The organism is Neoroseomonas lacus (genome assembly GCF_014644535.1).
GTDB classification, from domain to species: Bacteria; Pseudomonadota; Alphaproteobacteria; order Acetobacterales; family Acetobacteraceae; genus Neoroseomonas; species Neoroseomonas lacus.
Genome location: NZ_BMKW01000004.1, coordinates 222509 through 246787, shown reverse-complemented (window position 1 = coordinate 246787; position 24279 = coordinate 222509). Strand labels below are relative to the sequence as shown.

Sequence of the window (24279 nt, the reverse complement as noted above, 5' to 3'; positions counted from 1 at the left end):
CCCTCCATGCGCCTCGATCGTCGATCCCTACTTGCCGGCGGCGCCGGCCTGCTCACCCTGCCGCGCGTCGCCTTGGCCCAGGCCGACCAGCGGCCGTCCATCACCGTTGCGGTGCAGAAGGTGTCGAACTCCAACACGCTGGAGCCACTGCGCGAACAATCCAATGTCGGCGAGCGCGTGCTGCTCACCTCGATCTGGGAAGGGCTGCTCGGGCGCGACTACGGCAGCCGTCTAGAGACCGTCCCGGTGCTCGCCGTCGAGAACCGGCGCATCAGCGACAGCGTGGTCGAGTTCAAGCTCCGCCCGGGCGTGAAGTTCCACAATGGCGAGGAGCTGACGGCGGAGGATGTTGTCTTCTCCTTCGGCAATGACCGCATGTTCGGCCCGAATGGCCCGAACAGCGGCAGCACGATCCGCGTCGGCGAGGGCATGCCGACGCGCGGCGGCAAGGAACTGCCGATCGAAGTACCGGCGGTGGCCAATCGTTCCTTCCCCGGCTTCCAGCGCTTCGAGATCGTCGACCGCCATACGGTGCGTTGGATCAACCGCACGCCGGACGTCACGCTGGAAGGCCGCCTCGCGCGCTATGGCAGCGAGATCGGCAGCCAGCGTGGCTTCGAGGCGGCGCCGACCTGGCTCGACTGGTCGCGCCAGCCGGTCACCACCGGCCCGTACAAGGTCGCGGAATTCCGCGCCGACCATTCGCTGACGTTGGTCGCGCATGACGAGTATTGGGGCGGGCGTCCGCCGCTGCGCCAGATCCGCTTCGTCGAGGTGCCGGAAGTCGCCTCGCGCGTGAACGGGCTGCTGTCGGGCGAATACCAGTTCGCCTGCGACATCCCGCCCGACCAGATCAGCGGCATCGAGCGCAACGCCGCCTTCGAGGTGGTCGGCGGCACCATCCCGAACCATCGCCTGACGGTGTTCGACAAGAACCATGCGCAGCTGCGCAACCCGCTGGTGCGTCGCGCCTTCACCCATGCGATCGACCGGCAGGCGATCGTCGATAGCCTGTGGGCCGGGCGCACCGTGATCCCGAAGGGGCTGCAGTGGGAATTCTACGGCGACATGTTCATCGCCGACTGGTCGGTGCCGGCCTACGACCCGGCCGAGGCGCGGCGCCTGCTGCGCGAGGCGGGTTATCGCGGCGAGCCGATCCCGTACCGCCTGCTGAACAACTACTACACCGGCCAGGTCGGCACGGCGCAGATCCTGGTCGAGATGTGGCGCCAGGTCGGGCTCAACGTGCAGATCGAGATGAAGGAGAACTGGTCGCAGATCCTCGAGCGTTCGCCGACGCGCGCGGTGCGCGACTGGTCGAATTCGGGGCTGTTCAGCGATCCGGTTTCCTCACTGGTCAACCAGCACGGGCCGAACGGCCAGCAGCAGCAGGTTGGCGAATGGTCGAATGATGAGTTCAACCGCTTGTCGGTCGAACTCGAGACCAGCACCGATCGCGCGCGTCGCCGGGTCGTGTTCCAGCGCATGCTGGTGATCGCCGAGCGCGAGGACCCCGCCTACACCGTGCTGCACCAGAACGCGACCTTCACGGCGAAGCGCAAGGATATCCGCTGGAAGGTCGCGCCGGCCTTCGCGATGGACTTCCGCGCCAGCAATTGGGGCGCGTGAGGCCATGACCAAGCTGACCCGCCGGGCGGCGCTGGCAGGCGCCGCCGCGCTGACGCTGCCGCGCCCGGGCCTCGCCCAGGCGGATCAGCGACCTGCCATCACCATCGCCGTTCAGAAGGTGGTGAACAGCAATACGCTGGAGATGGCGCGCGAGCAGTCCAATGTCGGCAGCCGCGTCTTCGGCTGCTATGCCGAGATGCTGATCGACACGGATTGGATCGGCGACCTGTCGCTGCGGCCGGGCCTTGCCACCGCCTGGCGGCGCATCGACGACCGCACGGTGGAGCTCGACCTGCGGCAGGGCGTACGCTTCCACAATGGCGATGTGATGACGGCCGAGGATGTCGTCTTCTCCTTCGGGCCGGAACGGCTCTGGGGCGCGGGCGGGCAGCAGGCCGGTGCGACACTGTTCAGCAGCAGCGCCGCCGGTGCGGCCGGCAAGGCACCACCGCCCGAGGTGCCGGCGATCGCCCGGCGGACCTATCCGGGCTTCGAACGCATCGAGATTGTGAGACCTGGCGTTGTCCGCTTCGTTAACCGCACGCCGGATGTCACACTCGAAGGCCGCATTGCGCGTAATGTCGGCATGATCGGCTCGCAGCGCGGCTTCGCCGAGGCGGAGAGCTGGCTTGCCTGGGCACGCAAGCCGATCGGCACGGGGCCTTACCGTGTCGCCGAATTCCGCCCCGACCGCGACTTGGTGCTGGAAGCCTTCGACGAGTACTGGGGCGGCCGGCCACCGCTGCGGCGCATCCGCTTCGTCGAAGTGCCCGAGGCAGCGTCGCGCGTGAATGGCTTGCTGTCCGGCGAATACGACTTCGCCTGTGACGTGAACCCGGACCAGATCGTCGATATCGAACGCAACCTGCGTTTCGAAGTGGTGGGCAGCACCATCACCAATCACCGCCTGACCGTGTTCGACACCAACCATCCGCAGCTGCGCGATGCGCGTGTGCGCCGCGCCTTCACGCACTCGATCGATCGCCAGGTGATCGTCGACAGCCTGTGGGCCGGACGCACCGCGGTGCCGAAGGGGCTGCAATGGGAATATTATGGCGAGATGTTCCAGGCGGATTGGTCGGTGCCCGCCTTCGACCCCGCCGAGGCGCGCCGCCTGCTGGGCGAGGCCGGCTATCGCGGCGACCCGATCCCGTATCGCCTGCTGAACAACTACTACACCAACCAGACCGCCACGGCGCAGATCCTGGTCGAGATGTGGCGCCAGGTCGGTCTCAACGTGCAGATCGACATGAAGGAGAACTGGGGCCAGATCTTCGATCGCAACAGTCCGCGCGCCGTGCGCGACTGGTCGAACAGCGCGGTGTTCAGCGACCCGGTCTCCTCGATCTCCGCGTCCTTCGGACCGCAGGGGCAGAGCCAGCAGGTCGGCGAATCGCGCAACGAGGAATTCAACCGGCTTTCGGTGGAGCTCGAGACCAGCACCGATCGTCCGCGTCGTCGCGTGGTGTTCCGCCGCATGCTCGAGATCGCCGAGCGCGAGGACCCGCTCTACACGGTGCTGCACCAGACAGCGACCTTCACAGCCAAGCGGAAGGACATTCGCTGGCGTGCCGCGCAGGCATTCCTGATGGATTTCCGCGCCAGCAACTGGGGGGTCTGACCGATGACCAAGATGGTTCGAGGCGCCGGTTCTCGCCGCATGATCGAGGGCGCCGGGCGCGCCCACGCCCTGGTCCTGCCGATATGAGCTTGGTCACGATCCGCGACCTCGCCGTCAGTTTCGACGGTGTGCCGGCATTGCGCGGTGTCGATCTGAATATCCCGCCAGGCGGCGCGCTCGGCATGGTTGGCGAATCCGGCTGCGGCAAGTCGGTGACATGGCTTGCAGCGCTCGGCTTGCTGCCGGGGCGCGCGCGGGTCACCGGTTCGGTCCGGCTGGCGGGCGACGAGATCCTGGCGGCCCCGCCGGCGACGCTCGATCGCGTGCGCGGCGGCCGCGTCGCCATGATCTTCCAGGACCCGGCGAGCAGCCTGAATCCGGTGCATCGTCTCGGCACGCAGGTCGTCGAGGCGTTGCGCCTGCATCGCGGCATCACTGGCGGCGCCGCGCGCGCCGAGGCGAAGCGACTGTTCGACCTGGTCGGCATTCCCGATGCGGCGCGCCGGCTCGACGCCTATCCGCATGAACTCTCGGGCGGGCAGAACCAGCGCGTGATGATCGCGATGGCGCTGGCCGGCCAGCCCGAATTGCTGGTGGCGGATGAACCGACCACGGCACTCGACGTCACCATCCAGGCGCAGATCCTTGATCTGCTGAACCGTCTGCGGCGTGAGATGGGCATGGCGCTGGTGCTGATCTCCCATGATCTCGGCGTTGTCGCCGAGACCTGCGACGAAGTCGCCGTGATGTATGCCGGGCGCATCGTCGAACAGGCGGCGGCTGCCTCGTTGTTCGCCCGCCCGACGCATCCCTACACGCAGGGCCTGCTCGCCGCGCTGCCGCCGATCGACGGGCCGCGCAAGCCGCTCGCCGCGATTCCCGGCGGCGTGCCGGAGCCTTGGGCGATGCCGCCCGGCTGCGCCTTCGCGCCGCGCTGCCCCCATGCGAGCGCCGCCTGTCAGGCGCGCATTCCGGCCCATGTCGCGGTCGGCGACGCGCATAGTGCCGCCTGCATCCTCGCCGTCCGCGAGATGGTGCCGGCATGAGGAACACCCCGTTGCTCCAGGCGCGCGACCTGGTGCGCCGCTATGGCATGCGTCGCGGCCTGCTCGGCCGCTCAGTGGACATCACCGCGGTGGCCGGTGTCTCGCTCACCCTCGAACGCGGCCGTACGCTCGGCCTGGTTGGGGAATCGGGCTGCGGCAAATCCACCACCGGGCGCATGGTGCTCGGCCTTGAGACCCCTGATGCCGGCAGCGTCGAATTCGAGGGGCGCATCATGCCGCCGCCCGGCACCGCCGCCTGGCGGGCGATGCGCGCGCGCATGCAGATGGTGTTCCAGGACCCGCTCGGCGCGCTCGACCGTCGCATGAATGTCGCCGCGCAGATTGCCGAGCCGCTTGAGATCCACGGTATCGGTGATGCCGCTGCGCGTGCCGCCCGGGTCGAGGCGCTGCTGCGCAATGTCGGCCTGCGGCCCGACCAGGCGCTGCGTTATCCGCATGAACTCTCGGGCGGGCAGCGGCAACGTGTGGTGATGGCGCGCGCACTCGCCACCGAGCCCGCCTTGCTAGTCTGTGATGAACCGATCAGCGCGCTCGATGTCTCGATCCAGGCGCAGGTGATGAACCTGCTGGTGGAGTTGCAGGCCGAACACGGCATGGCGGTGCTGTTCATCAGCCACGATCTGCGCGCGGTACGCCAGGTGAGCGAACGCGTCGCCGTGATGTATCTCGGCACGATCGTCGAGGAAGGAACGCCCGACGCGCTGCTGCATGACGCCCAGCACCCCTATACGCGGGCGCTGGTCTCGGCGATCCCGCATCCCGGCCGTGGCGGCAATCGTATCGTGCTGCAGGGCGATCCGCCGAACCCGGCGGCGCGCCCGAGCGGCTGCCCCTTCCATCCGCGCTGTCCGGTCGCGGTCGCCCGTTGTTCGACCGAAGCGCCGAGCCTGCGCGACCATCCCGACGGTCGCCGCGTCGCCTGCCACCTGGCCGAGCCGGCCGCCATCGCGAAGGCTGCATAGACATGCTGCGCTACCTTGCCACGCGGCTGCTTCGCGCGCTGCTGACCATCGCCATGGTGGTGACCTTCGCCTTCGTGGTGCTGCGCCTGTCGGGCGACCCCGCGCTGCTGATCATGAGCGTCGATGCGCCGCCCGAGGCGGTCGAGGCGTTCCGCACCGCCTGGGGGCTCGATGAGTCGCTCTGGGTACAATATGTGAAGTACTTCAACGCCATCCTGCACGGCGATCTCGGCCGCTCGATGCGCGATGGACGCGATGCCATCCAGCTTGTCGCGGAACGCATCCCGGCGACATTGGCGCTGACGCTGCCGGCGCTCGCCATCAAGATCGGCATCGGCGTGCCGGCCGGCATCTACGCCGCGCTGCACCGCAATTCGCTGACCGACCGGGTGGTGATGACGCTGGCGGTGATGGGCTTCACCGTGCCGTCCTTCGTGCTTGGCCTGCTGCTGGTGCTGGTGTTCGCCGTGCAACTTGGCTGGCTGCCTTCGGGCGGTGACGGGACTTGGCGGCATGCGGTGCTGCCGGTCGTGACGCTCGGCGTCGGCGGCGCGGCGGTGCTGGCGCGCTTCACCCGCTCGGCGATGCTGGAAGTGCTCGGCCAGCCCTATATCCGCACGGCGAGTGCCAAGGGCGTGCCGTGGCACGCCGTGGTGCGCGGCCATGCGCTGCCCAACGCCGCCATCCCGACCGTGACCATCGTCGGCTTCATGGTGGGCAGCCTGATCGCCGGCGCGGTGGTGGTGGAGAGCGTGTTTTCCTGGCCGGGCGTCGGGCGGCTGCTGGTGGTGGCGGTGGCCAATCGCGACCTCGCCGTCGTGCAGTGCATCCTGTTGCTAGTGGCGATCACCATGGTGAGCTCGAACTTCGTAGTCGATCTGCTCTACGGCGCGCTCGACCCGAGACTGCGCCAATCGCGCGCCGGGGGGGCGGGCTGATGTCGGATCTCGCCATCGCCGCGCCGGTCGCGGCCCCCGCCAAGGCGCGGCTGCACATCCCGCCCGGTGTCGCCATCGGGCTCGGCTGGATCTTGCTGATGCTGGCGGTCGCCTTTCTTGCCGACATCATCAGCCCCTATGGCTATACCGCGCTCGACCTGCGCAACCGGCTGTCGCCGCCGATCGGGTTCGGTGGCGTCTGGGCGCATCCGCTTGGTACCGACGAGTTGGGCCGCGACGTGTTGTCGCGTCTCATCCATTCCATTCGCATGAGCCTGCTGATCGCCTTCGGCGCCACCATCATCGGCGCCGCCTTCGGCACCACCATGGGCTTCCTCGCGGCGCATTTCCGCGGGTTGGTGGAACAGGCGGTGCTGGCGTTGGTGGATTTCTCGGCCGCCCTCCCCTTCCTCATCCTGGCGCTGGCGGTGCTCGCCTTCTTCGGCAATTCATTGTGGCTGTTCATCGTGCTGCTCGGCTTCCACGCCTGGGAACGCTACGCCCGCATTGCGCGCGGGCTGGCGATCAGCGCCGGCGCGCAGGGTTATGCGGCGGCGGTGCGGCAGCTCGGCGCGCGGCCGCTGCGCGTCTATGCGCGGCATATCCTGCCGAACATCGCCTCGACGCTCATCATCTCGATGACGCTCGCCTTCCCCGAGGTGATCCTGCTGGAAAGCGGGCTGTCCTTCCTCGGCCTCGGCGTGCAGCCGCCGGCGACCTCGCTGGGCAACATGGTCGGCTATGGGCGCGAGTATCTGACGCGGGCGCCGTGGATCCTGCTCGCCCCCGCCTTCACCATCATCCTGACGACGCTGGCCATTTCCATTGTCGGCGACTGGCTGCGAGATAAGCTCGACCCGACGTTGCGCTAAAGGCCGAAGCGGTCCCGCAGCCGCCCTTCCATGACCTTCGCATTGACGCCGAGGCGCCAGAAGGCGTGGAAGGGGATCGGCTTGATCGAGGTGACCGGCATCGCGATGTCGCGTGCCGCCGTGCCGGTGGCGAGCTTGGCGATTTCGCCGCCCATCGCCGTCGCGAGTGCGACACCGCGGCCATTGTAGCCGAGGCAGGCGATCAGCCCCGGCGCTGGTTCATGGATGTGCGGGTAGTGGTCCTGGGTGATGGCAACCTGGCCATTCCAGCCATAACTCCAGCGCGCGCCGGCGAGTTGCGGCCAGAGGCTCTCCGCATAGCGGATCATGAACTGCACCGGACCGGGGTCGTTCATTGGCCGCTGCGGCCCGCGGCCACCGATCAACAGCCGCCCCGCCTGGTCAACCCGCAGATAGACCGTGATGTGCCCGGTCTCATACAGCGATCCGCGATGCGGCATGATGCCGGCCACCACCTCCGGCGCGAGCGGCTCGGTGGCAGCGATGGAACTGAAGGCCGGCACGACGGTTTGCCGCAGGCCGGGCCACAAATCATCTGAGTAGCCATTGGTACCGAGCACGACCTTCTCGGCGCGCACCGTGCCGTTGGGGGTCGTCGCCCGCCACAGGCCGCCCTCGCGGCTCAGTGCGGTGACACGCGTGCCGCCATGCACCACCGCCCCCGCGCGCTGCGCCGCAGCGGCCAGGCCGCGTGCGTAGTCGAAAGGCTGCACGTCGCCGCCGCTCGCATCCAGCATCACCGCGAGGTAGCGCTCATGGCCGGTGGCCTGCCGCGCCGCGTCGCGTTCCAGCAGCCTGACTGGCAGGCCGCGGCGCATCCCCTGCTCGGCCGAGCGGCGGACGGCATCGGCATGGCGCGGCCGATAGGCGGCGCGCATCGTGCCACCCTGCCGCGCGTCGCATTCGATCTGCCATCGACGGATCAACCCGAAAGTCGTCTCCGGCGCCCCCCAAGCGAAGCGCACCATGCGGCCACCGAGTTCGGGGCCGAAGTCCCGCTCCACCTCATCTGGGTCCGGCTTCAGGCCGGGATTCACCTGACCGCCATTGCGCCCCGAGGCGCCCCAACCCGGTTCGGCCGAATCCAGCACGATCACCCGCACGCCGCCTTCGGCCAGGTGCAGCGCGGTGGACAGGCCGGTGAAGCCGGCACCGATCACCAGGACATCCGCCTGCGCGTCGCCATCCAGCGGCGGCGTCGGCGGCATCGGCCGCGCGGTGGCGACATAGAGGCTGGGTGGCAGAGCGGGTGCGGTCATCGGGCGGCCTTCAACGCATCCGGCGAATGGTATGGGGCCATCGCGTGGACGTCACCCCGTCCCAGCGAGCCATTCGACAGGCAGGGCCCCACGGCTCGGTGGCGCAGTAGCCAGCATGCTGCGTTGCAACATGTCACTTGACCCACGTCATGAAACTTGCCAGTTTCCATTTTAGAAAACTCGTCAGTTTCGTCACAGGGTCACATATGCCTTCCATCGACTCGCACCACCACCTCGCCGAACGCCACCGCATGGGTCGCCGGCGCGCGGCAGCCGTCCTGACGTTACTCATTGTCGCGGCCTGTGACGGCAAGCCAGGCGCCGGCGCCGCCAACGCCGCCCCCGCCGCGCCTCCACCGCCCCAGGTCTCGGTCGTCACCCTGCGTCAGCAGGCCGCGCCGGTGACCACGGTGCTGCCGGGGCGCACGGCGGCCTATCGTGTCGCCGAGGTCCGCCCGCAGGTCGGCGGCGTGCTGCGCGAAAGGCTGTTCACCGAAGGCCAGGAGGTGACCGCCGGCCAGCCGCTGTTCCGCATCGACCCCGCCCCCTTCCAGGCATCGCTGGAAACCGCCGAGGCCGCCCTTGCCCGCGCCCAGGCAACCGCGCAATCGGCCGAAGTCACCGTCAACCGCTATCGCCCGCTGGTGCGCGCGCGCGCCGTCAGCCAGCAGGATTTCGACCTCGCCGAGGCCGCGCTGCACCAGGCCCAGGCGGATGTCTCCTCGGCCCAGGCATCGGTGGATACGGCGCGGATCAACCTCGGCTACACGGTGGTGAACTCGCCGATCGACGGTCGCACCGGGCGGTCCTCGGTCACCGTCGGCGCGCTGGTCACGGCGAGCCAGGCGAGTGCGCTGGTCACCGTCACCCAGCTCAATCCGATCTATGTCGACATGACGCAGCCGAGCGCGGCCCTGCTGCGCCAGCGCCGCGACATCGCCGAAGGCGTGCTGCGTCGTGACGTCGCGGACCGCGCCGCAGCGGTGCTGATCCTCGAGGACGGCACTGAATATGCCCATCGCGGCGAGATCCAGTTCTCGGAGGTCATCGTCGACCAGGGCACCGGCTCGGTGACGCTGCGCGCGGTCTTCCCCAACCCGGACGGGTTGTTGATGCCGGGCATGTTCGTGCGCGCCCGCGTCGAGGAAGGCACCATCGACCAGGCACTGCTGGTGCCGCAGCAGGCGGTGCTGCGCACCCCGCGCGGCGAGCCGATGGCCTATGTCGTGAACGCCCAGGATGTGGTCGAGCAGCGCATCCTCAAGACGAGCCGCGCGATCGGCACCAACTGGCTGGTGACTGACGGCCTCGCCGCCGGCGACCGCGTGGTGATGGAAGGCGTCCAGCGCATCCGTCCCGGCGCCAAGGTCGCCGTCACCGAGGCGCCCCCCCGCCCCGGCCAGGTCGCGGCGGCGGATTGAGGGACACCCATCATGGCCCGCTTCTTCATCGACCGCCCGGTCTTCGCCTGGGTGCTCGCCATCGCCATCATGCTGGCCGGTGCGCTGGCGCTGCGCAGCCTGCCGGTCGCGCAGTATCCGTCGATCGCGCCGCCGGCGATCTCGATCTCCGTCACCTATCCGGGCGCCTCGGCCGAGACGGTGCAGAGCACGGTCGTGCAGGTGATCGAACAGCAGCTCACCGGCATCGACAACCTGCTCTACTTCTCCTCGAACGCGTCGAAGGATGGCAGCGCGACCATCACGCTGACCTTCGCCCAGGGCACCGACCCGGACACCGCGCAGGTGCAGGTGCAGAACAAGGTGCAGCTCGCCGTGCCGCGCCTGCCGCAGACGGTGCAGCAGCAGGGCATCCGGGTCGCCAAGGCGACCAGCAACTTCCTGCTGGTGGTTGGCTTCGTCTCGACCGATGGGCGGATGACGAATGCCGACATCTCCGACTTCCTGACCAGCAATGTGCAGGACCCGCTCAGCCGCACGCCGGGTGTCGGCGACTACCAGGTGTTCGGCTCGCAATATGCCATGCGCATCTGGCTCGACCCGGCGAAGCTGCTGAATTACGGCCTGACGCCGGGCGATGTCGCGACCGCCATCCGCGCGCAGAACGTGCAGGTCGCCAGCGGCGAGATGGGCGGCCTGCCCGCGGTCCAGGGTCAGCAGCTCAACGCCACGGTGATCGGCCCGTCCTATCTGCGTTCGCCGGAGGATTTCGGCTCCATCCTGCTGCGCGTGCAGACCGACGGCGCCCAGGTGCGGCTGCGTGACGTCGCGCGCATCGAGGTCGGCAGCGAGAGCTATGCCATCGGTTCGCTCTACAACGGCCAGCCGGCCGCCGGCATCGGCGTGAAGCTGGCGAGCGGGGCCAATGCACTCGACACCGCCGCCGCCGTGCGCGCCACCATCGACCGGCTGCGCCCGCTGCTGCCGGCGGGGCTGGAGGTGGTCTATCCCTACGACACGACGCCCTTCGTCGTGCTGTCGATCACCAGCGTGGTGCACACGCTGATCGAGGCGGTTGTCCTCGTCTTCCTGGTGATGTTCCTGTTCCTGCAGAACTTCAGGGCGACGCTGATCCCGACCATCGCCGTGCCGGTCGTGCTGCTGGGCACTTTCGCCGTGCTGCAGGCGGCGGGCTTCACCATCAACACGCTGACCATGTTCGGCATGGTGCTGGCCATCGGCCTGTTGGTCGATGACGCCATCGTCGTGGTCGAGAATGTCGAACGCGTGATGGCGGAGGAGCACCTTTCGCCGCTCGAAGCCACGCGCAAATCGATGGACCAGATCACCGGCGCGCTGGTCGGCATCGCCATGGTGCTCGCCGCGGTGTTCCTGCCGATGGCCTTCTTCGGCGGATCGACCGGCGTGATCTACCGGCAGTTCTCCATCACCATCGCCACCGCGATGGGGCTCTCGGTGCTGACCGCGATCTTCTTCACCCCCGCGCTCTGCGCAACGCTGCTGAAGCCGCACAAGCCGGTCCAGGGGACGCGCGGCTTCTTCGGCTGGTTCAACCGTGGCTTCGTCCGCACCAACCGCGTCTATACGCGCGGCATCGGCGCCAGCCTGCGGCGACCCTTCCGCATGCTGGTGATCTATGCGGCGCTGCTGGCCGGCCTCGGCGTGATGTTCCTGCGCCTCCCTGGTGGCTTCCTGCCGGATGAGGACCAGGGTATCGCCTTCGTGCAGGTCGTCGCGCCACCCGGTGCCACGGCCGACCGCACCCAGCGCGCGCTCGATGAAGTCACGCGCTATCTGCGGGAAGACGAGACCGGCGTCGTCGCTTCGGTCTTCGCCATCAATGGCTTCAACTTCAGTGGCCGCGGGCAGAATTCCGGCATGGCCTTCGTCAAGCTGCGCGACTGGTCCGAACGGCCCGGTGCCGCCAACAGCGTGCAGGCGCTGACCGGGCGCATCATGCGGCGATTCGGCGGGTATCGGGACGCGATGATCTTCGCCTTCGCGCCGCCAGCGATCACCGAGCTTGGCAATGCGACGGGCTTCACTTTCCAGCTGCTCGATCAGGGCGGCCAGGGGCATGACGCGCTGATGGCCGCGCGCAACCAGCTGCTCGGCGCCGCGGCGCAAAGCCCCGTCCTGATGGCGGTGCGCCCGAACGGCCTGAATGACGAGGCGCAGTTCCGCCTGGACATCGACTGGGAACGCGCCAGCGCGCTCGGCCTGTCCGTGTCGGACATCAACACCACGCTGTCGACCGCCTGGGGCGCGACCTACGTCAACGACTTCATGGATCGCGGCCGGGTCAAGCGCGTCTATCTGCAGGGCGAGGCGAATGCCCGCATGCTGCCGGGCGACCTCGACCGCTGGTTCGTGCGCAATGCCTCGGGGCAAATGGTGCCGTTCTCCGCCTTCGGGCACACCGAATGGGTCTATGGCTCGCCGCGGCTGGAACGCTTCAACGGTATCGCCTCGCGCGAGATCGCCGGCATGCCGGCACCGGGTCATACCTCGGGCGAGGCGATGGCGGAGATGGAGCGCCTCGCCGCGCAATTGCCGCCGGGCTTCGGCCATGCCTGGAGCGGGTTGTCCTATGAGGAGAACCAATCCTCCGGCCAGGCGCCGGCACTCTATGCGTTGTCGCTGCTGGTGGTCTTCCTGTGCCTGGCGGCATTGTATGAAAGCTGGTCGATCCCGGCCGCGGTGATGATGGTGGTGCCGCTCGGCGTGCTGGGCGCCGTCGCCGCCTCGCTGCTACGCGGGCTGTCCAACGACATCTACTTCCAGGTCGGCCTGCTCACCACCATCGGGTTGTCGGCCAAGAACGCCATCCTGATCGTCGAATTCGCCAAGGAGAACTTCGACCGCGGCATGGGGCTGCTGGAAGCGGCGGTGGATGCCGCGCGGCAGCGCCTGCGGCCGATCATCATGACCTCGCTCGCCTTCGGGCTCGGCGTGGTGCCGCTGGCGATTGCCACCGGCGCGGGGGCCGGCGGGCAGAACGCCATCGGCATCGGCGTGCTGGGCGGCGTGATCGCTGGCACGCTGCTCGCCATCACCTTCGTGCCGGTCTTCTTCCTGGTGGTGCTGCGGCTGTTCCGCACCAGGCGGAAGTCCGAAACGCCTACCGAGACCAAGGCCCCCGCGGCACTGCCGGCGGCCGGAGAGTGACCATGCCGCGTCTTCCCGTCCTGACCTTCGCGCTGCTGTTGAATGCCGGCTGCAGCCTGATCCCCGACCGGCCCGCGACCGACGCCTCGGTCACCGCGGGGTGGCCGGAGGGGCCGGCCTATCGCCGTGTCGCCGCTGCCGCCGCGCCGGTCGACCCACTGCGCTCCGCCGACGCGATCGGCTGGCGCGACGTCTTCACCGATGCGCGGCTGAACCGCGCCATCGAGACGGCGCTCGCCAACAACCGTGACCTGCGCATCGCCGTGCTCAATGCGGCGGAGGCCTCCGCCCAGTTCCGTGTCCAGCGCGCCGACCTGTTCCCGCAATTCGGCGCGACGGGCAGCTTCACGACCAGCCGGACACCGCTCGGCCTCGCCTCCACCGCTGTGCCGGTCGACAGCACGGCGGGCGTCAACCGCCGCGTCTACGAGGCGAGTGTCGGCCTCAGCGCCTATGAGATCGACCTGTTCGGCCGCATCCGCAGCCTCAGCACCGCCGCCTTCGAGCGCTATCTCGGCTATGAGGAGACGCGGCGCAGCGCGCAGATCACCCTCGTTGGGCAGGTGGCGAGCGGCTGGCTCGCCATCGCCGCCGACCAGGAACTGATCGACCTGACGCGGCAGACGCTGGCCAACCAGCAGGAAGCCTACGACATCACCCGTGCCGCCTACCAGGGCGGCACGGCGACCGAGCTCGCGCTGCGCCAGGCGCAGACTTCGGTGGAGACGGCGCGCGCCAGCCTCGAACGCTACAGCCGCGCCAAGGCGCAGGATGTGAACGCGCTGGCGCTGCTGCTCGGCACGCCGGTGCCCGAGAACCTCCTGCCTTCCTCGCTCTCGGCCCGCGACCCGGCCGTGGCGGTGGTCTCCCCCGGCGTCAGCTCGGACATCCTGCTGCGCCGGCCGGATGTGCTGGCAGCGGAACGAAACCTCGCCGCCGCCAATGCCGAGGTCGGTGCCGCACGCGCCGCCTTCTTCCCCTCCATCACCCTGACCGGCAGCGCGGGGACCGGCAGCGCCGCGCTGTCGACGCTGTTCGGCGCGGGCAGTGGGGTCTGGTCCTTCGCACCGCAGATCAACATCCCGATCTTCTCCGGCGGCGCGCTGGAAGGCAGCCTCGATGCGGCGAAGATCCGCACCGACATCCAGGTCGCGACCTATGAGCGGACGGTGCAGACCGCCTTCCGCGAAGTCGCCGACGCGCTGGCGGCCACCGGCACCTACGACCGGCAGATCGCCGCGCAGCGTGCCCTCGTCGCCTCCTACCAGGCGGCCTACAATCTGGCGTTGCTGCGCTTCCGCAGCGGGCTCGACAACTACCAGGCGCCGCTCGATTCCCAGCGGCAGCTCTTCACCGCGCAGCAGGAACTCATCGGGCTCGAATTGCTTCGGTTACAAAACCGCGTATCCCTGTATCGTGCCCTCGGGGGCGGATGGCAGGAGAGGAGCGGCGCCATGACGCAGGGCAGCAGCGGCGCATCATGAGCGAGACGGTCGAACCCGTCGCGCGGCGACGCCTGTCGGAGGCCGATCGTGCTCGCCTGCTGCGCGAGGCGGCGGCCGATGTCTTCCTGCGCGACGGCTATGCCGCGGCGCGGATGGACGATGTCGCGCGCGGTGCCGGCATGTCCAAGCGCACCCTGTATCAGCACTACCCGTCCAAGGCGGCGCTGTTCGAAGTGGTGATGGAGGATTGCTTCGCCCCCTGCGTGATGGACATGGCGATGGAGCACCATCCGGACCTGTCCACAGCGCTGCGCGGCATGCTGGAACCGGTGATCAGGCACCTGCTCGAGCCGCGCCAGATCGAGGTCGTGCGCGTGGTCATCGCCGAGGTGGGCCGGTCGCCGGAACTGGCTGGCGCCTTCTACCGGGCGGGGCCCGGGCGCGGTGCGGGGCCGCTGGAACGGCGCCTGGCGGCCGAGATCGAGCAGGGCCGGCTGCGTCTGACCGATGCCTCTGCGGCGTCCGACATGCTGTTCGGCATGGCGATCGGCGTGGTGCACATGTTCCTGCTGCTTGGCCTGCGGGGGCCGCCGGACGATGCGGAGGTGGCCCGCCTGGTTGCCGATGCGGTCGAGACCTTCCTGCGCGGCGCGCTGGCGACCGATACTGCCCAGGAGACCGGCTGATACCAGCGGCCCGTATTCGTGACCGCTGGTATTCGCCTTTTCGAACCCTCAGACGCCGGGCGCAAACCTCCGGTTCGCCAGGCTTTCGCCGGACTGCCGGCGGGCCGCATCCGCGGATCCGGTCCGAGTCAGGTGCTCGGGCCGCTGGTATGAGACGCCAGGCGCTGACCGTTCGGGCCTACCCGGCCCGAAGCAGGATCCGCGCCTCCGCCGCTGCATCGACCGCCGCCTCGCTGAACAGCATCGGGACATATTCATCGCGCGCCCAGAGCGGGAACAGGTCGCGGTAATGCGGGCTGTCCGGGTCGCCCGACTGGCCCGGGCTGTTGATGGTGACGCTGGCGTCCCAATTGCCGACATCCAGCACCATCCGCCACGACACGCCCGAGATCACCCGGAAATCCTTCGTCCGCCAGCCATTGTTGTTGATGGTGAGGTTGGATCCGCCCTTCGGCGCCGGCCCGACATCCAGCCGCGCCGCCAGCTCCGGGGCGAAGCGCGACAGTGGGTGTTCGAAATAGCCCTGGTGCAGCGTGCCCCAGGCCCAACCGGCCGGGTCCGGGCCGAGCAGGGTCGTGGCCTCGCCCCAGGCGGCGGACAGCGTCTCGCGCAGCAGGGCATCGCGACGGGCGGCGTGCTCCTCGCCTTCCAGCAAGGTCAGGGTCAGTTGCGTGTCGGGCACGGCGACCATGGCGGGCAGGCCCTCCGGCGCCAGGGCCAGCATCACGCCAGGCACGAGATGCTTGGCGAACCAGATTTCGAAGAGCGCGGCCGGGCCGCTTTCGGCGAGCAGGCGGTGATCCCAGCCGGCCAGCAACGCCCAGGCCGGATGGGCGTCGTCCATGCGGGCCAGCAAGGCGCAAAGCCGCCGCGCCGGCACGCAGGTCACGTCCGACTGCAGGGCCAGCGTCTCGGCGACGGACCAGCGATGATCGCCCGCCAGCGCGCCGGACAGCCGGGCGAAGCGGGCGCCGTCGGTCCATTCGAAGCCGGTCTTCTTCGCGGCATGATCGTAATCGGCTGGCAGGTTCATCTGGTTGGCGGTGCCGAGCCAGCCCGATGCCGGGTTGGTCGCACGCGGCAGGCCGGAGGACCGCATGATGCCGGCCCATTCATGCCGCCCATCGCCGGGGACCGGTAGCAGCCCGTCCCAGCTCGGGCGGATCGGCACCATGCCGGCGGCGGCCCAGCCGATATTGCCGTCCACATCGGCGACGACGTGGTTGGTCGAGGGGGCGCCCCAGCCTTCCAGCGCCTTCGCGTAATCCTCGAAGTTGCGCGCCTTCAGGTAGTTGAGGCTCGCCAGATAGGCGGCGGTGCCGGGCAGTTGCCAGACGCTGCGCAGCGCATAGGCACGCTTACCCGCCGGATCGTGGTACAGCACCGGGCCATGGCGGGTGAAGCGCAGGGTGACGGCGCGCGGCGCCTCGCCTCGCACCGGGATGTGTTCCTCCACCAGGCGCATCCGTTCCCAGCCCTCGCCATAGCGGTAGAGCTCGGCATCCTCGGGATGCAGTTCGTAGACGTAGAGGTCTTCCTGGTCGGTCGGATGGATGGTCAGCGAGAAGGCCAGCACGTCATTGTGGCCGAGGCTGACGCCCGGCACCGCCGGCTCGCCGGCGCCGATCACGTTCAACCCCGGCGCGGTCAGATGCGTGATGTAGCGCAGCGAGGGCTGTTCATGCACGCGATGCGGGTCGCTCGCCAGGATGGCGCGGCCCGTCGTGGTACGCGAGGGCGCCAGCGCCCAGTTGTTGCTGCCCTGGTTGTCGAGCGCGACTGGGTCGCTCGGCGTGCCGCTGCCGATGGCGTTCGGCTCGGTGGCGAGCAGATAGGTCCGCATTACCTCGGGCGGGATCGGTTCGGCCTGCCAGCCTTCGGGCGCCACCACGGTCCAGGCGGGTTCGAGCAGCTTGTGGAAGCGGTCGGCCTCGATGCCGAAGCGCGCGGCGATGTTGTTGCGGGTGATTTCAGCGTCGAGGTTGCGCACGCGGGCATGGGTGCGGCAGCGCACGACATCCTCGGGCGACCAATGGGCCGGCTGCGTATCGAGCAGTTTGAATTCCAGCGGGAGGCGCGCCGGTTCGCGTGCCACCAGGTCGACATAGGCGTTGATTCCGGCGGCGAAGGCAGTTGTCCAGGCCTCGGCGTCCGGGCCGTATTCGGCCCATTCGGCGGCCATTTCGCCGCGATAGAGCAGCAGCCGGGCGGCCTGGTCTCGCTCGACATAGGCCGCGCCGAGATCGCCGGCCAGCAGGCCGAGGCCACGCTTGCGCCAGGTGTCCATCTGCCACAGCCGGTCGCGCGCGGCGTTGAAGCCCTGGGCGAAGAAGGCGCCGGCCTCGGTCGAGGAACGGATATGCGGGATGCCCCAGCGGTCGATCACGATCTCTGCCTCGGCGGGCAGGTTGGGGACAGTGATGGTCTCGGTGGGGATGGTCATGCGGCGAGTCGGTCCTGAATGGCGCGGCGCGCATCTTGGGCCGTGAGCTCAGGACTTGTCACGGGACCGGCGGCGCAGAGGCGGTCGCCGCCATCGGCACACTGGTCCGCGCACCCGCCCCGAGCTTCCTTATTGGCTGGGCTGGATAAGGATGCGGGTCGAATGCCGGGGGGCTCGGCAGGCCTTCAGGCCAGCGGCCCGCCGGCCTTCTTCCAGGCGCCCATGCCGCCTTCGATATGCACGGCACCGGTCAGGCCGGCATCCTGCGCCGCCTGCACCGCCATGGCGGAGCGCTCGCCGAAGGCGCAGAAGAACAGCAGCCGCTTGCCGGTCGCCTGCGCCAATTCGTGCAACATGCCGCCCGGCCCGATATTCTCGGCCAGGTGCGGATAGGCGGCGTGCAGCGCGCCGGGGATGCAGCCATGGCGCTCGCGCTCGGCGCCTTCGCGCAGGTCGATCATGATGGTGTCGGCGCGGCCAAGCAGCGTCGTTGCCGTCGCCGCATCGACCGCCCATCCACGCCTGGCGACTTCCTCCTGATGCAGCCCCTGGCGCATGTTCGCCGGCACCGCGACATCCATCATCTTCGGATTGGCCAGCTTCAGCCCGGCCATCAGCACCTCGTATTCCTCGACCGACTTCACCTGCAGGCGCGGATTGTGGGCGCGCTCCTCGGCGATGGTGCTGACATTGTCGCCCTTGTAGTCATGGGCGGGGTAGACCAGCGTCTCGTCAGGCAGCTTCAGCAGGCGGTTAAAGATACTCTCATACTGCGCGCGGGAACTGCCGTTTTGGAAATCGGTGCGGCCGGTGCCGCGGATCAGCAGCGTGTCGCCGGTGAAGACGCGGTCGGCCAGGGTGAAGCAGTAGCTGTCATCGGTATGGCCCGGCGTGTAGATGACGCCGAGGCTCAGCCCTTCGATCGAGAGCCTGTCGCCATCGGCGACGCGCATCGAGACGACATCGACACCGCTCTGTTCGCCCATGACGGTGATGCATTTCGTGTGGTCGCGCAGCGCGCCGAGCCCGGTGATGTGGTCGGCATGCAGATGGGTGTCCACAGCCTTGACCAGTTTGAGGTCGAGTTCCTCGATCAGCTTCAGGTAGCGGTCCACGCGCTCGAGGACCGGATCGATGATCAGCGCCTCACCGCCGTGACGGCTGGCGAGCAGGTAGGTGTAGGTGCTCGAGACGGAGTCGAAGAGTTGCCGGAAAATCATCGATCGGTACTCCTGTACCATGGGCCTCAGCAGGGCCGGCTGACGGCGCGGAGCTGCGGCCAGGGCACGGTATAGCGTGCCGACAGGCTCGGCGCATCCTTCCAACTGGGCTGGAGGGTGATGGCCTGGCGCCGTCAGGATGGGTCTGGGTCATCGGAGGGCGCCTTCGGTGTCCGCCGCCGACCGACGCGGCGCTTGATGAGAACACGAAGGCGACGGCACCCAATCCATGCGTGGTTGGGGGGCGATTGCCCCATGTGGACCGGTCGGGATCGCGAGACCGACCGGCCAACAAGGTGAACATGGAGATTCAGGGTCGGGTTGCGAACGCCTCTGTCGCGGCATCGGCCGGCGCCGGCGCCACCCGCCGTCGCGCCATCGCACGGGCGACCACGTAGAAGACCGGCGTGAAGAGCAGACCGAATACCGTGACGCCCACCATGCCGTAGAAAACCGCGACACCCAGGCTCTGCCGCATCTCCGCTCCCGCCCCTGTCGCGATGGTCAGGGGAAGCACGCCGAGGATGAAGGCGAGGCTTGTCATCAGGATCGGCCGCAGGCGGGTGCGCGCGGCGGCGACCGCGGCATCCCAGCGCGTTGCCCCGCTCTGCTCCGCGGCGCGGGCGAATTCGACAATCAGGATCGCGTTCTTCGCCGCGAGGCCAACCAGCACGACCAGGCCGACCTGCACCAGCACGTTGTTGTCGAGCCCGGCATGGCGCACGCCCAACAGGGCCGCCAGCACCGACATCGGTGCGATCAGCACGATGGCGAGCGGCAGCAGCCAGCTTTCGTACATTGCCGCCAGCACCAGGAAGACGAAGATGACAGCGAGGCCGAAGGCAATCGGCGCGGTGTTGCCGACCATCTTCTCCTGCAGCGCGATCTCGGTCCATTCATAGCCGAAGCCTTCCGGCAGGTTCTCGGCCAATACGCGTTCCATGATGGCGATCGCCTGGCCGGTCGACACTCCCGGCAGCGCCCCGCCCTGCAATTCGACCGCGGGAAACAGGTTGTAGCGTGGCATGCGATAAGGGCCGGACGTCTCGTGGAAAGTCGCGAGGCTGCCGAGCGGCACCATCGCCCCGGCGTCGCTGCGCGTGCGCAGCCGTGCGATATCCTCCGCCCCCGTGCGGTACTGCGCATCGGCCTGCGCGGTGACGCGCCAGGTGCGCCCCAGCAGGTTGAAGTCGTTCACGAAGGCCGAGCCGAGATAGACGCCCATGGCCTCATGCACCCGGCTGACCGGCACGCCGAGCATCTCCGCGCGCGCCCGGTCGATATCCGTGCGGATCTGGGGCGTTGCAGTGTTGAACAGGCTAAAGGCGAAGGCGATGCCCGGCGTCTGGTTCGCCGCGCCCATCACCGCATGCAGAGCGGCCTCCATGGCGCGTGGGCCGTGGCCCGCGCGGTCCTGGATCATCAGCTTGAAGCCGCCGCCGGTGCCGATGCCAGGCACCGAGGGCGGTGCGAGCACGAATACCATCGCGTCCGGGTCGCTCATCAACCGCCCCTGAAGGTTGGCGAGGATACCGCCAGCCGTGAGACCATGCGCGGCGCGATCCTCGAAGGGCTTGAGCGTCGCGAAGACCACGCCGGCATTGGGCGCGTTGGTGAAGGTCGCGCCGTCGAAACCGACGAAGGCAACCGCGCTCTCCACGCCCGGCGTCGCCAGGATGGTGTCGGAGGCGCGGCGGATCACCGCATCCGTGCGGGCGAGATTCGCCCCCGGCGGCAATTGGAAGGCGGCGATGAAATACCCGCGGTCGAGCGGCGGGATCAGCCCCGTCGGCGTCGAGGTCACGGTCCAACCTGTCGCCGCCAGCAGCCCTCCGTAGATCAACATCAGCAACACCGGGATGCGCACCAGCCGCCGCGTCAGGCCGCCGTAGCCGATCGACATGCGGTCGAACAACCAGTTGAAGCCGCGCGCAAAGGCACCGAAGGGCCGCAGCAGCCATGGGCGCGGGCCGTCGTGATGGACGTGCGGCTTCAGCAGGATTGCCGCCAGCGCTGGCGACAGGGTGAGTGAGACAAGCGCCGAGAGCAGCGTCGCGACCGAGATCGTCACCGCGAACTGCTTGTAGAAGGCGCCCGAGATGCCGGGAATGAAGGCAGTCGGCACGAAGACCGCCACCAGCACCAGAGCGATGGCGATGAGCGCGAAACCGACCTCGTCCATCGTCTTGCGCGCGGCTTCCAGCGGCGACAGGCCATCGGCCATGTGCCGCTCGGCGTTCTCCACCACCACGATGGCGTCGTCCACCACGATGCCGATGGCGAGGATCAAGCCGAACATGGTGAGCGTGTTCAACGTGAAGCCGAGTGCCAGCAGGATCGCGAAGGTGCCGATGATCGACACCGGGATGGCCAGCAGCGGGATGACCGCTGCGCGCCAGTTCTGCAGGAACAGGATGACCACGAGCACGACCAGCAGGATCGCCTCGATGAAGGTGTGCAGGACCGCTTCCATGCTCTGCGCGATGAAGCGCGTCGGGTCATAGACGATGCTGTAGCCGATGCCGGGTGGGAAGCTGCGCGCCGCCTCCTCCATTGCCTGGCGGACGGCGGCCGCGGTCTGCAGGGCGTTGCTGCCCGGCCGCTGGAACACCGCGATGGCGGTGGCGAGCTGGTTGTTCAGCAGCGCATTCACCGTGTAGTCGGCGGCGCCGATCTCGATGCGCGCGATCTCCCGCAGGCGCAGCGGCGCACCGCCTTCGCCGGTCGCGATGATCTGTTCGCCGAACTCCTCGGGCGTGACGAGGCGACCCTGCGTCAGGACGGAGAATTCGAAGGCGCCCGCATTCGCGCTGCGCGGCGCCTGGCCGAGCGCACCGGCAGCGACCTGCACATTGGCGCGGCGCAGAGCCTCCACCACCTCGCCGGCGGTCAGGCCGCGCGCGGCGATGCGGTCCGGGTCGAGCCAGACACGCATCGCATAGTCGCGCGCGCCGAACATCTGCGCGTCGCCGACACCGTCGATGCGCGCGAGCAGATCCTTGATGTTCAGCGTCGCGTAGTTGGAGATGTATTCATGATCACGGCTGCCGTCCGGCGAGGTCACGTGGACCACCATCAGGAAGTCCGGGCTCGCCTTGCGCACGGTGATGCCGAGGCGGCGGACTTCTTCCGGCAGGCGTGGCTCGGCGACCGCGACGCGGTTCTGTACCAGCACCTGCGCCTGGTCGCCGTTGACGCCCTGGCGGAAGACGACGGTGACGGTCAGCCGCCCGTCGCCTGTCGATTGGGAGGTGACGTAGAGCATGCCGTCCACGCCATTCACCTCCTGCTCGATCGGGCCGGCGACGGTCTCGGCGATCGTCTCGGCCGAGGCGCCGGGATAGCTCGCGGTGATCGTCACGCTCGGCGGCGCGATCTCCGGGTATTCCGAGATCGGCAGGCGGAAGGCGGTGATCGCGCCGACCAGGGTGATCGCGATGGAAATGACCGCGGCGAAGACCGGGCGGTCAATGAAGAAGCGGGCGAGACGCATCGTTGGCATGCCTTGGGCGTGGCCACGTGCGATGCGCGCGGCCCTGGGGCGGGATGGGCGGTGGGGGTCGGGCGACGATGCAGACGCGCAGCATCGCCCCGGTTCGGTGTGGCGGCGCCGCGGCAAGCCCCGACGCCATCATGCGCTATTCGACGGAGGCGAGCGGGCTGGGTCCGATGCGACCCTGCTCGGCCGTGACGCGCATCCCCGGCCTGGCCCGTTGCAGGCCACCGATGATGACGCGATCCTCCGCCGCCAATCCGCTGCGCACGACGCGCAGCCCATCGCTGAGCGGGCCGAGCCGCACCTGGCGCGGCGTCACGGTGCCGTCGGCGGCGACCGTCAGCACGACGCGCCCGGTCTGGTCCGCCATCACGGATGCATCAGGCACCAGCAGCGAGGGCTCCTCCCCGGTCGAAAGCCGGAGGCGGGCGAAACTGCCGGGGGTCAGGAACAGGTCCGGATTCGGCACGACGGCGCGGACCCGGATGGTGCCGCTGCGCGCGTCGAAGGCGCTGTCCACGAAGTCGACATGTCCTTCGCGGCTGAATTCGCTCTCATCCAGCAAGCGAAGCTGCACCGGTAGGCTGGCGCCGCGCAGCCCGGCGCGCGCCGATCGTGCCTGGCGGAGGTACTCCGCTTCGCTGGGGTCGAAAGTGACATAGACCGGGTCGAGGGCGAGCAGCGTCGTCATCACGGTCTGGCCCTGCTGGACCAGGTTGCCGGCATCGACCCGGCGGTCGCTGACGCGGCCCGGGCGCGGGGCGCGGATCTCGGTGAACTCCAGGTCGAGCGCCGCCTGACGCTCAGCGGCCCGGACCGCGGCGAGGCCGGCCTGGGCCTCCCGAAGCGCCGCGCGGCGGGAATCGATCTCGGCCTGCGGGGCGATCCGGCTGGCGGCGAGCGGCTCGTATCGCGCCACCTGCTGTTCCGCGAGCAACAGCCGCGCCTCATTGCGCGCCACCTCGGCCTGCGCATTGTCGAGCGCAATCTGGAAGGGACGCTGATCCAGCGTGAACAGCAGGTCACCCGCCCGCACGATGGCACCATCGGTGAAATGCACCTGGTCCACCTGGCCGGAGACGCGGGGCCGGATCTCGACGCGGGCGGAGGGTTCGATCCGCGCCGTGTGTTCCTGCCATTCGGTGACGGGGCGCGACAGCGGGGCCGCCACCGTCACCGGCGGCGGCGTAGGCTGCGCGAGGGCCATGGGCGCCGCAGCCGTCATCGCGACGCCGACAGCCGCGCCCTGGAAGCGGGCCAGCCAAGACATCCATAGGCTTTCGTTGGGTTCAGGGGCCTTGCGCAAAGGGGAGGTCATGGCCTATCTCCAAATGATACCGACCGGTTCGTCCCCAAATAGAGCGACCGGTCGGTATCATCAAGTGTCTTTTTTGTGCGCCGCCACAGGCGACGCCAAGGAGGGATGAGCACCATGGCTGGCACCGCTGCCGCCAAACCGAAGGCGGCCGAACGCATCCAGGACGCGGCGCGCGCCCTGTTCGAGCGCCAGGGCATCCGCGCCACCGGCGTGGAGGAAGTCTGCCGCGTGGCCGAAGCCACGAAGATGAGCCTCTATCGCACCTTTCCGAGCAAGGATGCGCTGGTGGCCGCCATCCTTGCCGAGGACGCGGCCGAGCACGATGCCTGGCTCGATGAATCGCTGGCCCAGGCGAAGGATGCGGCGGGGCGCCTGCGCGCCCTGATCGAGGCGACCGCGGTCGAGGTCGCTGAGCCGGGCGTCTGCGGCTGCCCGATGCTGCTGGCCCAGGCGGAATTCCGCGACCCGGGCCACCCGACCTACCAGGTCGTCGCCGACTTCAAACGGGGTTGCCACGAGCGCATCCGGCGTCTCGCCGAACAAGCGGGCGCGACGGATCCGGCGGCGCTGGCTGACCAGCTCTCGGTCGTCATCGAGGGCGCCATCGCGTCGCGAAGCTACCTCGGTGAAGCGCGCGCGGCGGATACGTTGCGCCAATGCGGGTCCCTGTTGATTAAGGCGGGCCTGCCGCCGGCGTAACCGGTCAGCCGATA

Annotated in this window: 16 protein-coding genes; 11 read left to right on the top strand and 5 right to left on the bottom strand. The window is 68.9% G+C overall.

What is annotated here, in order from left to right; translation table 11 throughout:
- Nucleotides 1-6 precede the first annotated feature (6 nt).
- From IEY36_RS09765 to IEY36_RS09740, 6 genes are all read left to right on the top strand, one after another.
- Nucleotides 7-1629, top strand: coding sequence for an ABC transporter substrate-binding protein (locus IEY36_RS09765; RefSeq protein ID WP_188966861.1), 1623 nt, complete (start codon nucleotides 7-9; stop codon nucleotides 1627-1629).
- Between the two features lie 4 nt (nucleotides 1630-1633).
- Complete coding sequence (locus IEY36_RS09760; RefSeq protein WP_188966860.1) at nucleotides 1634-3250, top strand: ABC transporter substrate-binding protein; 1617 nt, start codon at nucleotides 1634-1636, stop codon at nucleotides 3248-3250.
- Nucleotides 3251-3333: 83 nt separating this feature from the next.
- The gene (locus tag IEY36_RS09755; protein WP_188966859.1) at nucleotides 3334-4296 is read left to right on the top strand and encodes an ABC transporter ATP-binding protein; all 963 of its coding nucleotides are present in this window, start codon (nucleotides 3334-3336) and stop codon (nucleotides 4294-4296) included.
- Nucleotides 4293-5279 (top strand): ABC transporter ATP-binding protein, encoded by a 987-nt coding sequence (locus IEY36_RS09750; protein WP_188966858.1) that lies wholly within the window; start codon nucleotides 4293-4295, stop codon nucleotides 5277-5279. Before IEY36_RS09755 ends, IEY36_RS09750 begins: the two co-directional genes overlap by 4 nt.
- 2 nt (nucleotides 5280-5281) lie before the next feature.
- Complete coding sequence (locus IEY36_RS09745; RefSeq protein WP_188966857.1) at nucleotides 5282-6217, top strand: ABC transporter permease; 936 nt, start codon at nucleotides 5282-5284, stop codon at nucleotides 6215-6217.
- Entirely contained in the window at nucleotides 6217-7089 is an 873-nt protein-coding gene (locus IEY36_RS09740) for an ABC transporter permease (protein ID WP_188966856.1), read from the top strand. The genes IEY36_RS09745 and IEY36_RS09740 overlap by 1 nt, the downstream gene beginning before the upstream one ends.
- Here the strand turns inward: IEY36_RS09740 and IEY36_RS09735 are convergent.
- Nucleotides 7086-8369 carry an NAD(P)/FAD-dependent oxidoreductase gene (locus IEY36_RS09735; RefSeq protein ID WP_188966855.1) on the bottom strand — a complete coding sequence of 428 codons (1284 nt, stop codon included), beginning with the start codon at nucleotides 8367-8369 and terminating at the stop codon, nucleotides 7086-7088. The genes IEY36_RS09740 and IEY36_RS09735 overlap by 4 nt on opposite strands.
- A 206-nt stretch (nucleotides 8370-8575) precedes the next feature.
- On the opposite strand from IEY36_RS09735, the gene IEY36_RS09730 reads away from it, so the two are divergent.
- Genes IEY36_RS09730 through IEY36_RS09715 form a run of 4 tightly spaced genes read left to right on the top strand, consistent with a single transcriptional unit; the run spans nucleotide 8576 to nucleotide 15089 of the window.
- Nucleotides 8576-9790: an efflux RND transporter periplasmic adaptor subunit gene (locus IEY36_RS09730; RefSeq protein ID WP_229681229.1), complete on the top strand. Its 1215-nt coding sequence runs from the start codon at nucleotides 8576-8578 to the stop codon at nucleotides 9788-9790.
- 12 nt (nucleotides 9791-9802) lie between these two features.
- On the top strand, nucleotides 9803-12958 hold the full coding sequence (locus IEY36_RS09725) for an efflux RND transporter permease subunit (RefSeq protein ID WP_188966854.1): 3156 nt from the start codon (nucleotides 9803-9805) through the stop codon (nucleotides 12956-12958).
- A 2-nt stretch (nucleotides 12959-12960) separates the two neighbouring features.
- Nucleotides 12961-14442, top strand: coding sequence for an efflux transporter outer membrane subunit (locus IEY36_RS09720; RefSeq protein ID WP_188966853.1), 1482 nt, complete (start codon nucleotides 12961-12963; stop codon nucleotides 14440-14442).
- Complete coding sequence (locus IEY36_RS09715) at nucleotides 14439-15089, top strand: TetR/AcrR family transcriptional regulator (protein WP_188966852.1); 651 nt, start codon at nucleotides 14439-14441, stop codon at nucleotides 15087-15089. Before IEY36_RS09720 ends, IEY36_RS09715 begins: the two co-directional genes overlap by 4 nt.
- Nucleotides 15090-15267: 178 nt before the next feature.
- On the opposite strand, the gene IEY36_RS09710 is transcribed toward IEY36_RS09715, so the two are convergent.
- From IEY36_RS09710 to IEY36_RS09695, 4 genes are all read right to left on the bottom strand, one after another.
- The gene (locus tag IEY36_RS09710; protein ID WP_188966851.1) at nucleotides 15268-17532 is read right to left on the bottom strand and encodes a penicillin acylase family protein; all 2265 of its coding nucleotides are present in this window, start codon (nucleotides 17530-17532) and stop codon (nucleotides 15268-15270) included.
- Nucleotides 17533-17717: 185 nt separating this feature from the next.
- Entirely contained in the window at nucleotides 17718-18752 is a 1035-nt protein-coding gene (locus IEY36_RS09705; RefSeq protein ID WP_188966850.1) for an MBL fold metallo-hydrolase, read from the bottom strand.
- A 310-nt stretch (nucleotides 18753-19062) separates the two neighbouring features.
- On the bottom strand, nucleotides 19063-22245 hold the full coding sequence (locus IEY36_RS09700; RefSeq protein WP_188966849.1) for an efflux RND transporter permease subunit: 3183 nt from the start codon (nucleotides 22243-22245) through the stop codon (nucleotides 19063-19065).
- 145 nt (nucleotides 22246-22390) lie between these two features.
- Nucleotides 22391-23518 carry an efflux RND transporter periplasmic adaptor subunit gene (locus tag IEY36_RS09695; RefSeq protein WP_188966848.1) on the bottom strand — a complete coding sequence of 376 codons (1128 nt, stop codon included), beginning with the start codon at nucleotides 23516-23518 and terminating at the stop codon, nucleotides 22391-22393.
- A gap of 162 nt (nucleotides 23519-23680) precedes the next feature.
- On the opposite strand from IEY36_RS09695, the gene IEY36_RS09690 reads away from it, so the two are divergent.
- Nucleotides 23681-24265, top strand: a complete 585-nt coding sequence (locus IEY36_RS09690; protein ID WP_188966847.1) for a TetR/AcrR family transcriptional regulator — start codon at nucleotides 23681-23683, stop codon at nucleotides 24263-24265.
- Nucleotides 24266-24279 lie beyond the last annotated feature (14 nt).

Bases quoted from the DNA above. Each gene is read 5' to 3' on its own strand.
- IEY36_RS09755 (WP_188966859.1), top strand. From the start codon at position 3,334: ATGAGCTTGGTCACGATCCGCGACCTCGCCGTCAGTTTCGACGGTGTG.
- IEY36_RS09745 (WP_188966857.1), top strand. From the start codon at position 5,282: ATGCTGCGCTACCTTGCCACGCGGCTGCTTCGCGCGCTGCTGACCATC.
- IEY36_RS09690 (WP_188966847.1), top strand. From the start codon at position 23,681: ATGGCTGGCACCGCTGCCGCCAAACCGAAGGCGGCCGAACGCATCCAG.
- IEY36_RS09695 (WP_188966848.1), bottom strand. From the start codon at position 23,518: ATGTCTTGGCTGGCCCGCTTCCAGGGCGCGGCTGTCGGCGTCGCGATG.
- IEY36_RS09735 (WP_188966855.1), bottom strand. From the start codon at position 8,369: ATGACCGCACCCGCTCTGCCACCCAGCCTCTATGTCGCCACCGCGCGG.
- IEY36_RS09705 (WP_188966850.1), bottom strand. From the start codon at position 18,752: ATGATTTTCCGGCAACTCTTCGACTCCGTCTCGAGCACCTACACCTAC.
- IEY36_RS09765 (WP_188966861.1), top strand. From the start codon at position 7: ATGCGCCTCGATCGTCGATCCCTACTTGCCGGCGGCGCCGGCCTGCTC.
- IEY36_RS09730 (WP_229681229.1), top strand. From the start codon at position 8,576: ATGCCTTCCATCGACTCGCACCACCACCTCGCCGAACGCCACCGCATG.
- IEY36_RS09750 (WP_188966858.1), top strand. From the start codon at position 4,293: ATGAGGAACACCCCGTTGCTCCAGGCGCGCGACCTGGTGCGCCGCTAT.
- IEY36_RS09720 (WP_188966853.1), top strand. From the start codon at position 12,961: ATGCCGCGTCTTCCCGTCCTGACCTTCGCGCTGCTGTTGAATGCCGGC.
- IEY36_RS09715 (WP_188966852.1), top strand. From the start codon at position 14,439: ATGAGCGAGACGGTCGAACCCGTCGCGCGGCGACGCCTGTCGGAGGCC.
- IEY36_RS09760 (WP_188966860.1), top strand. From the start codon at position 1,634: ATGACCAAGCTGACCCGCCGGGCGGCGCTGGCAGGCGCCGCCGCGCTG.
- IEY36_RS09740 (WP_188966856.1), top strand. From the start codon at position 6,217: ATGTCGGATCTCGCCATCGCCGCGCCGGTCGCGGCCCCCGCCAAGGCG.
- IEY36_RS09700 (WP_188966849.1), bottom strand. From the start codon at position 22,245: ATGCGTCTCGCCCGCTTCTTCATTGACCGCCCGGTCTTCGCCGCGGTC.
- IEY36_RS09710 (WP_188966851.1), bottom strand. From the start codon at position 17,532: ATGACCATCCCCACCGAGACCATCACTGTCCCCAACCTGCCCGCCGAG.
- IEY36_RS09725 (WP_188966854.1), top strand. From the start codon at position 9,803: ATGGCCCGCTTCTTCATCGACCGCCCGGTCTTCGCCTGGGTGCTCGCC.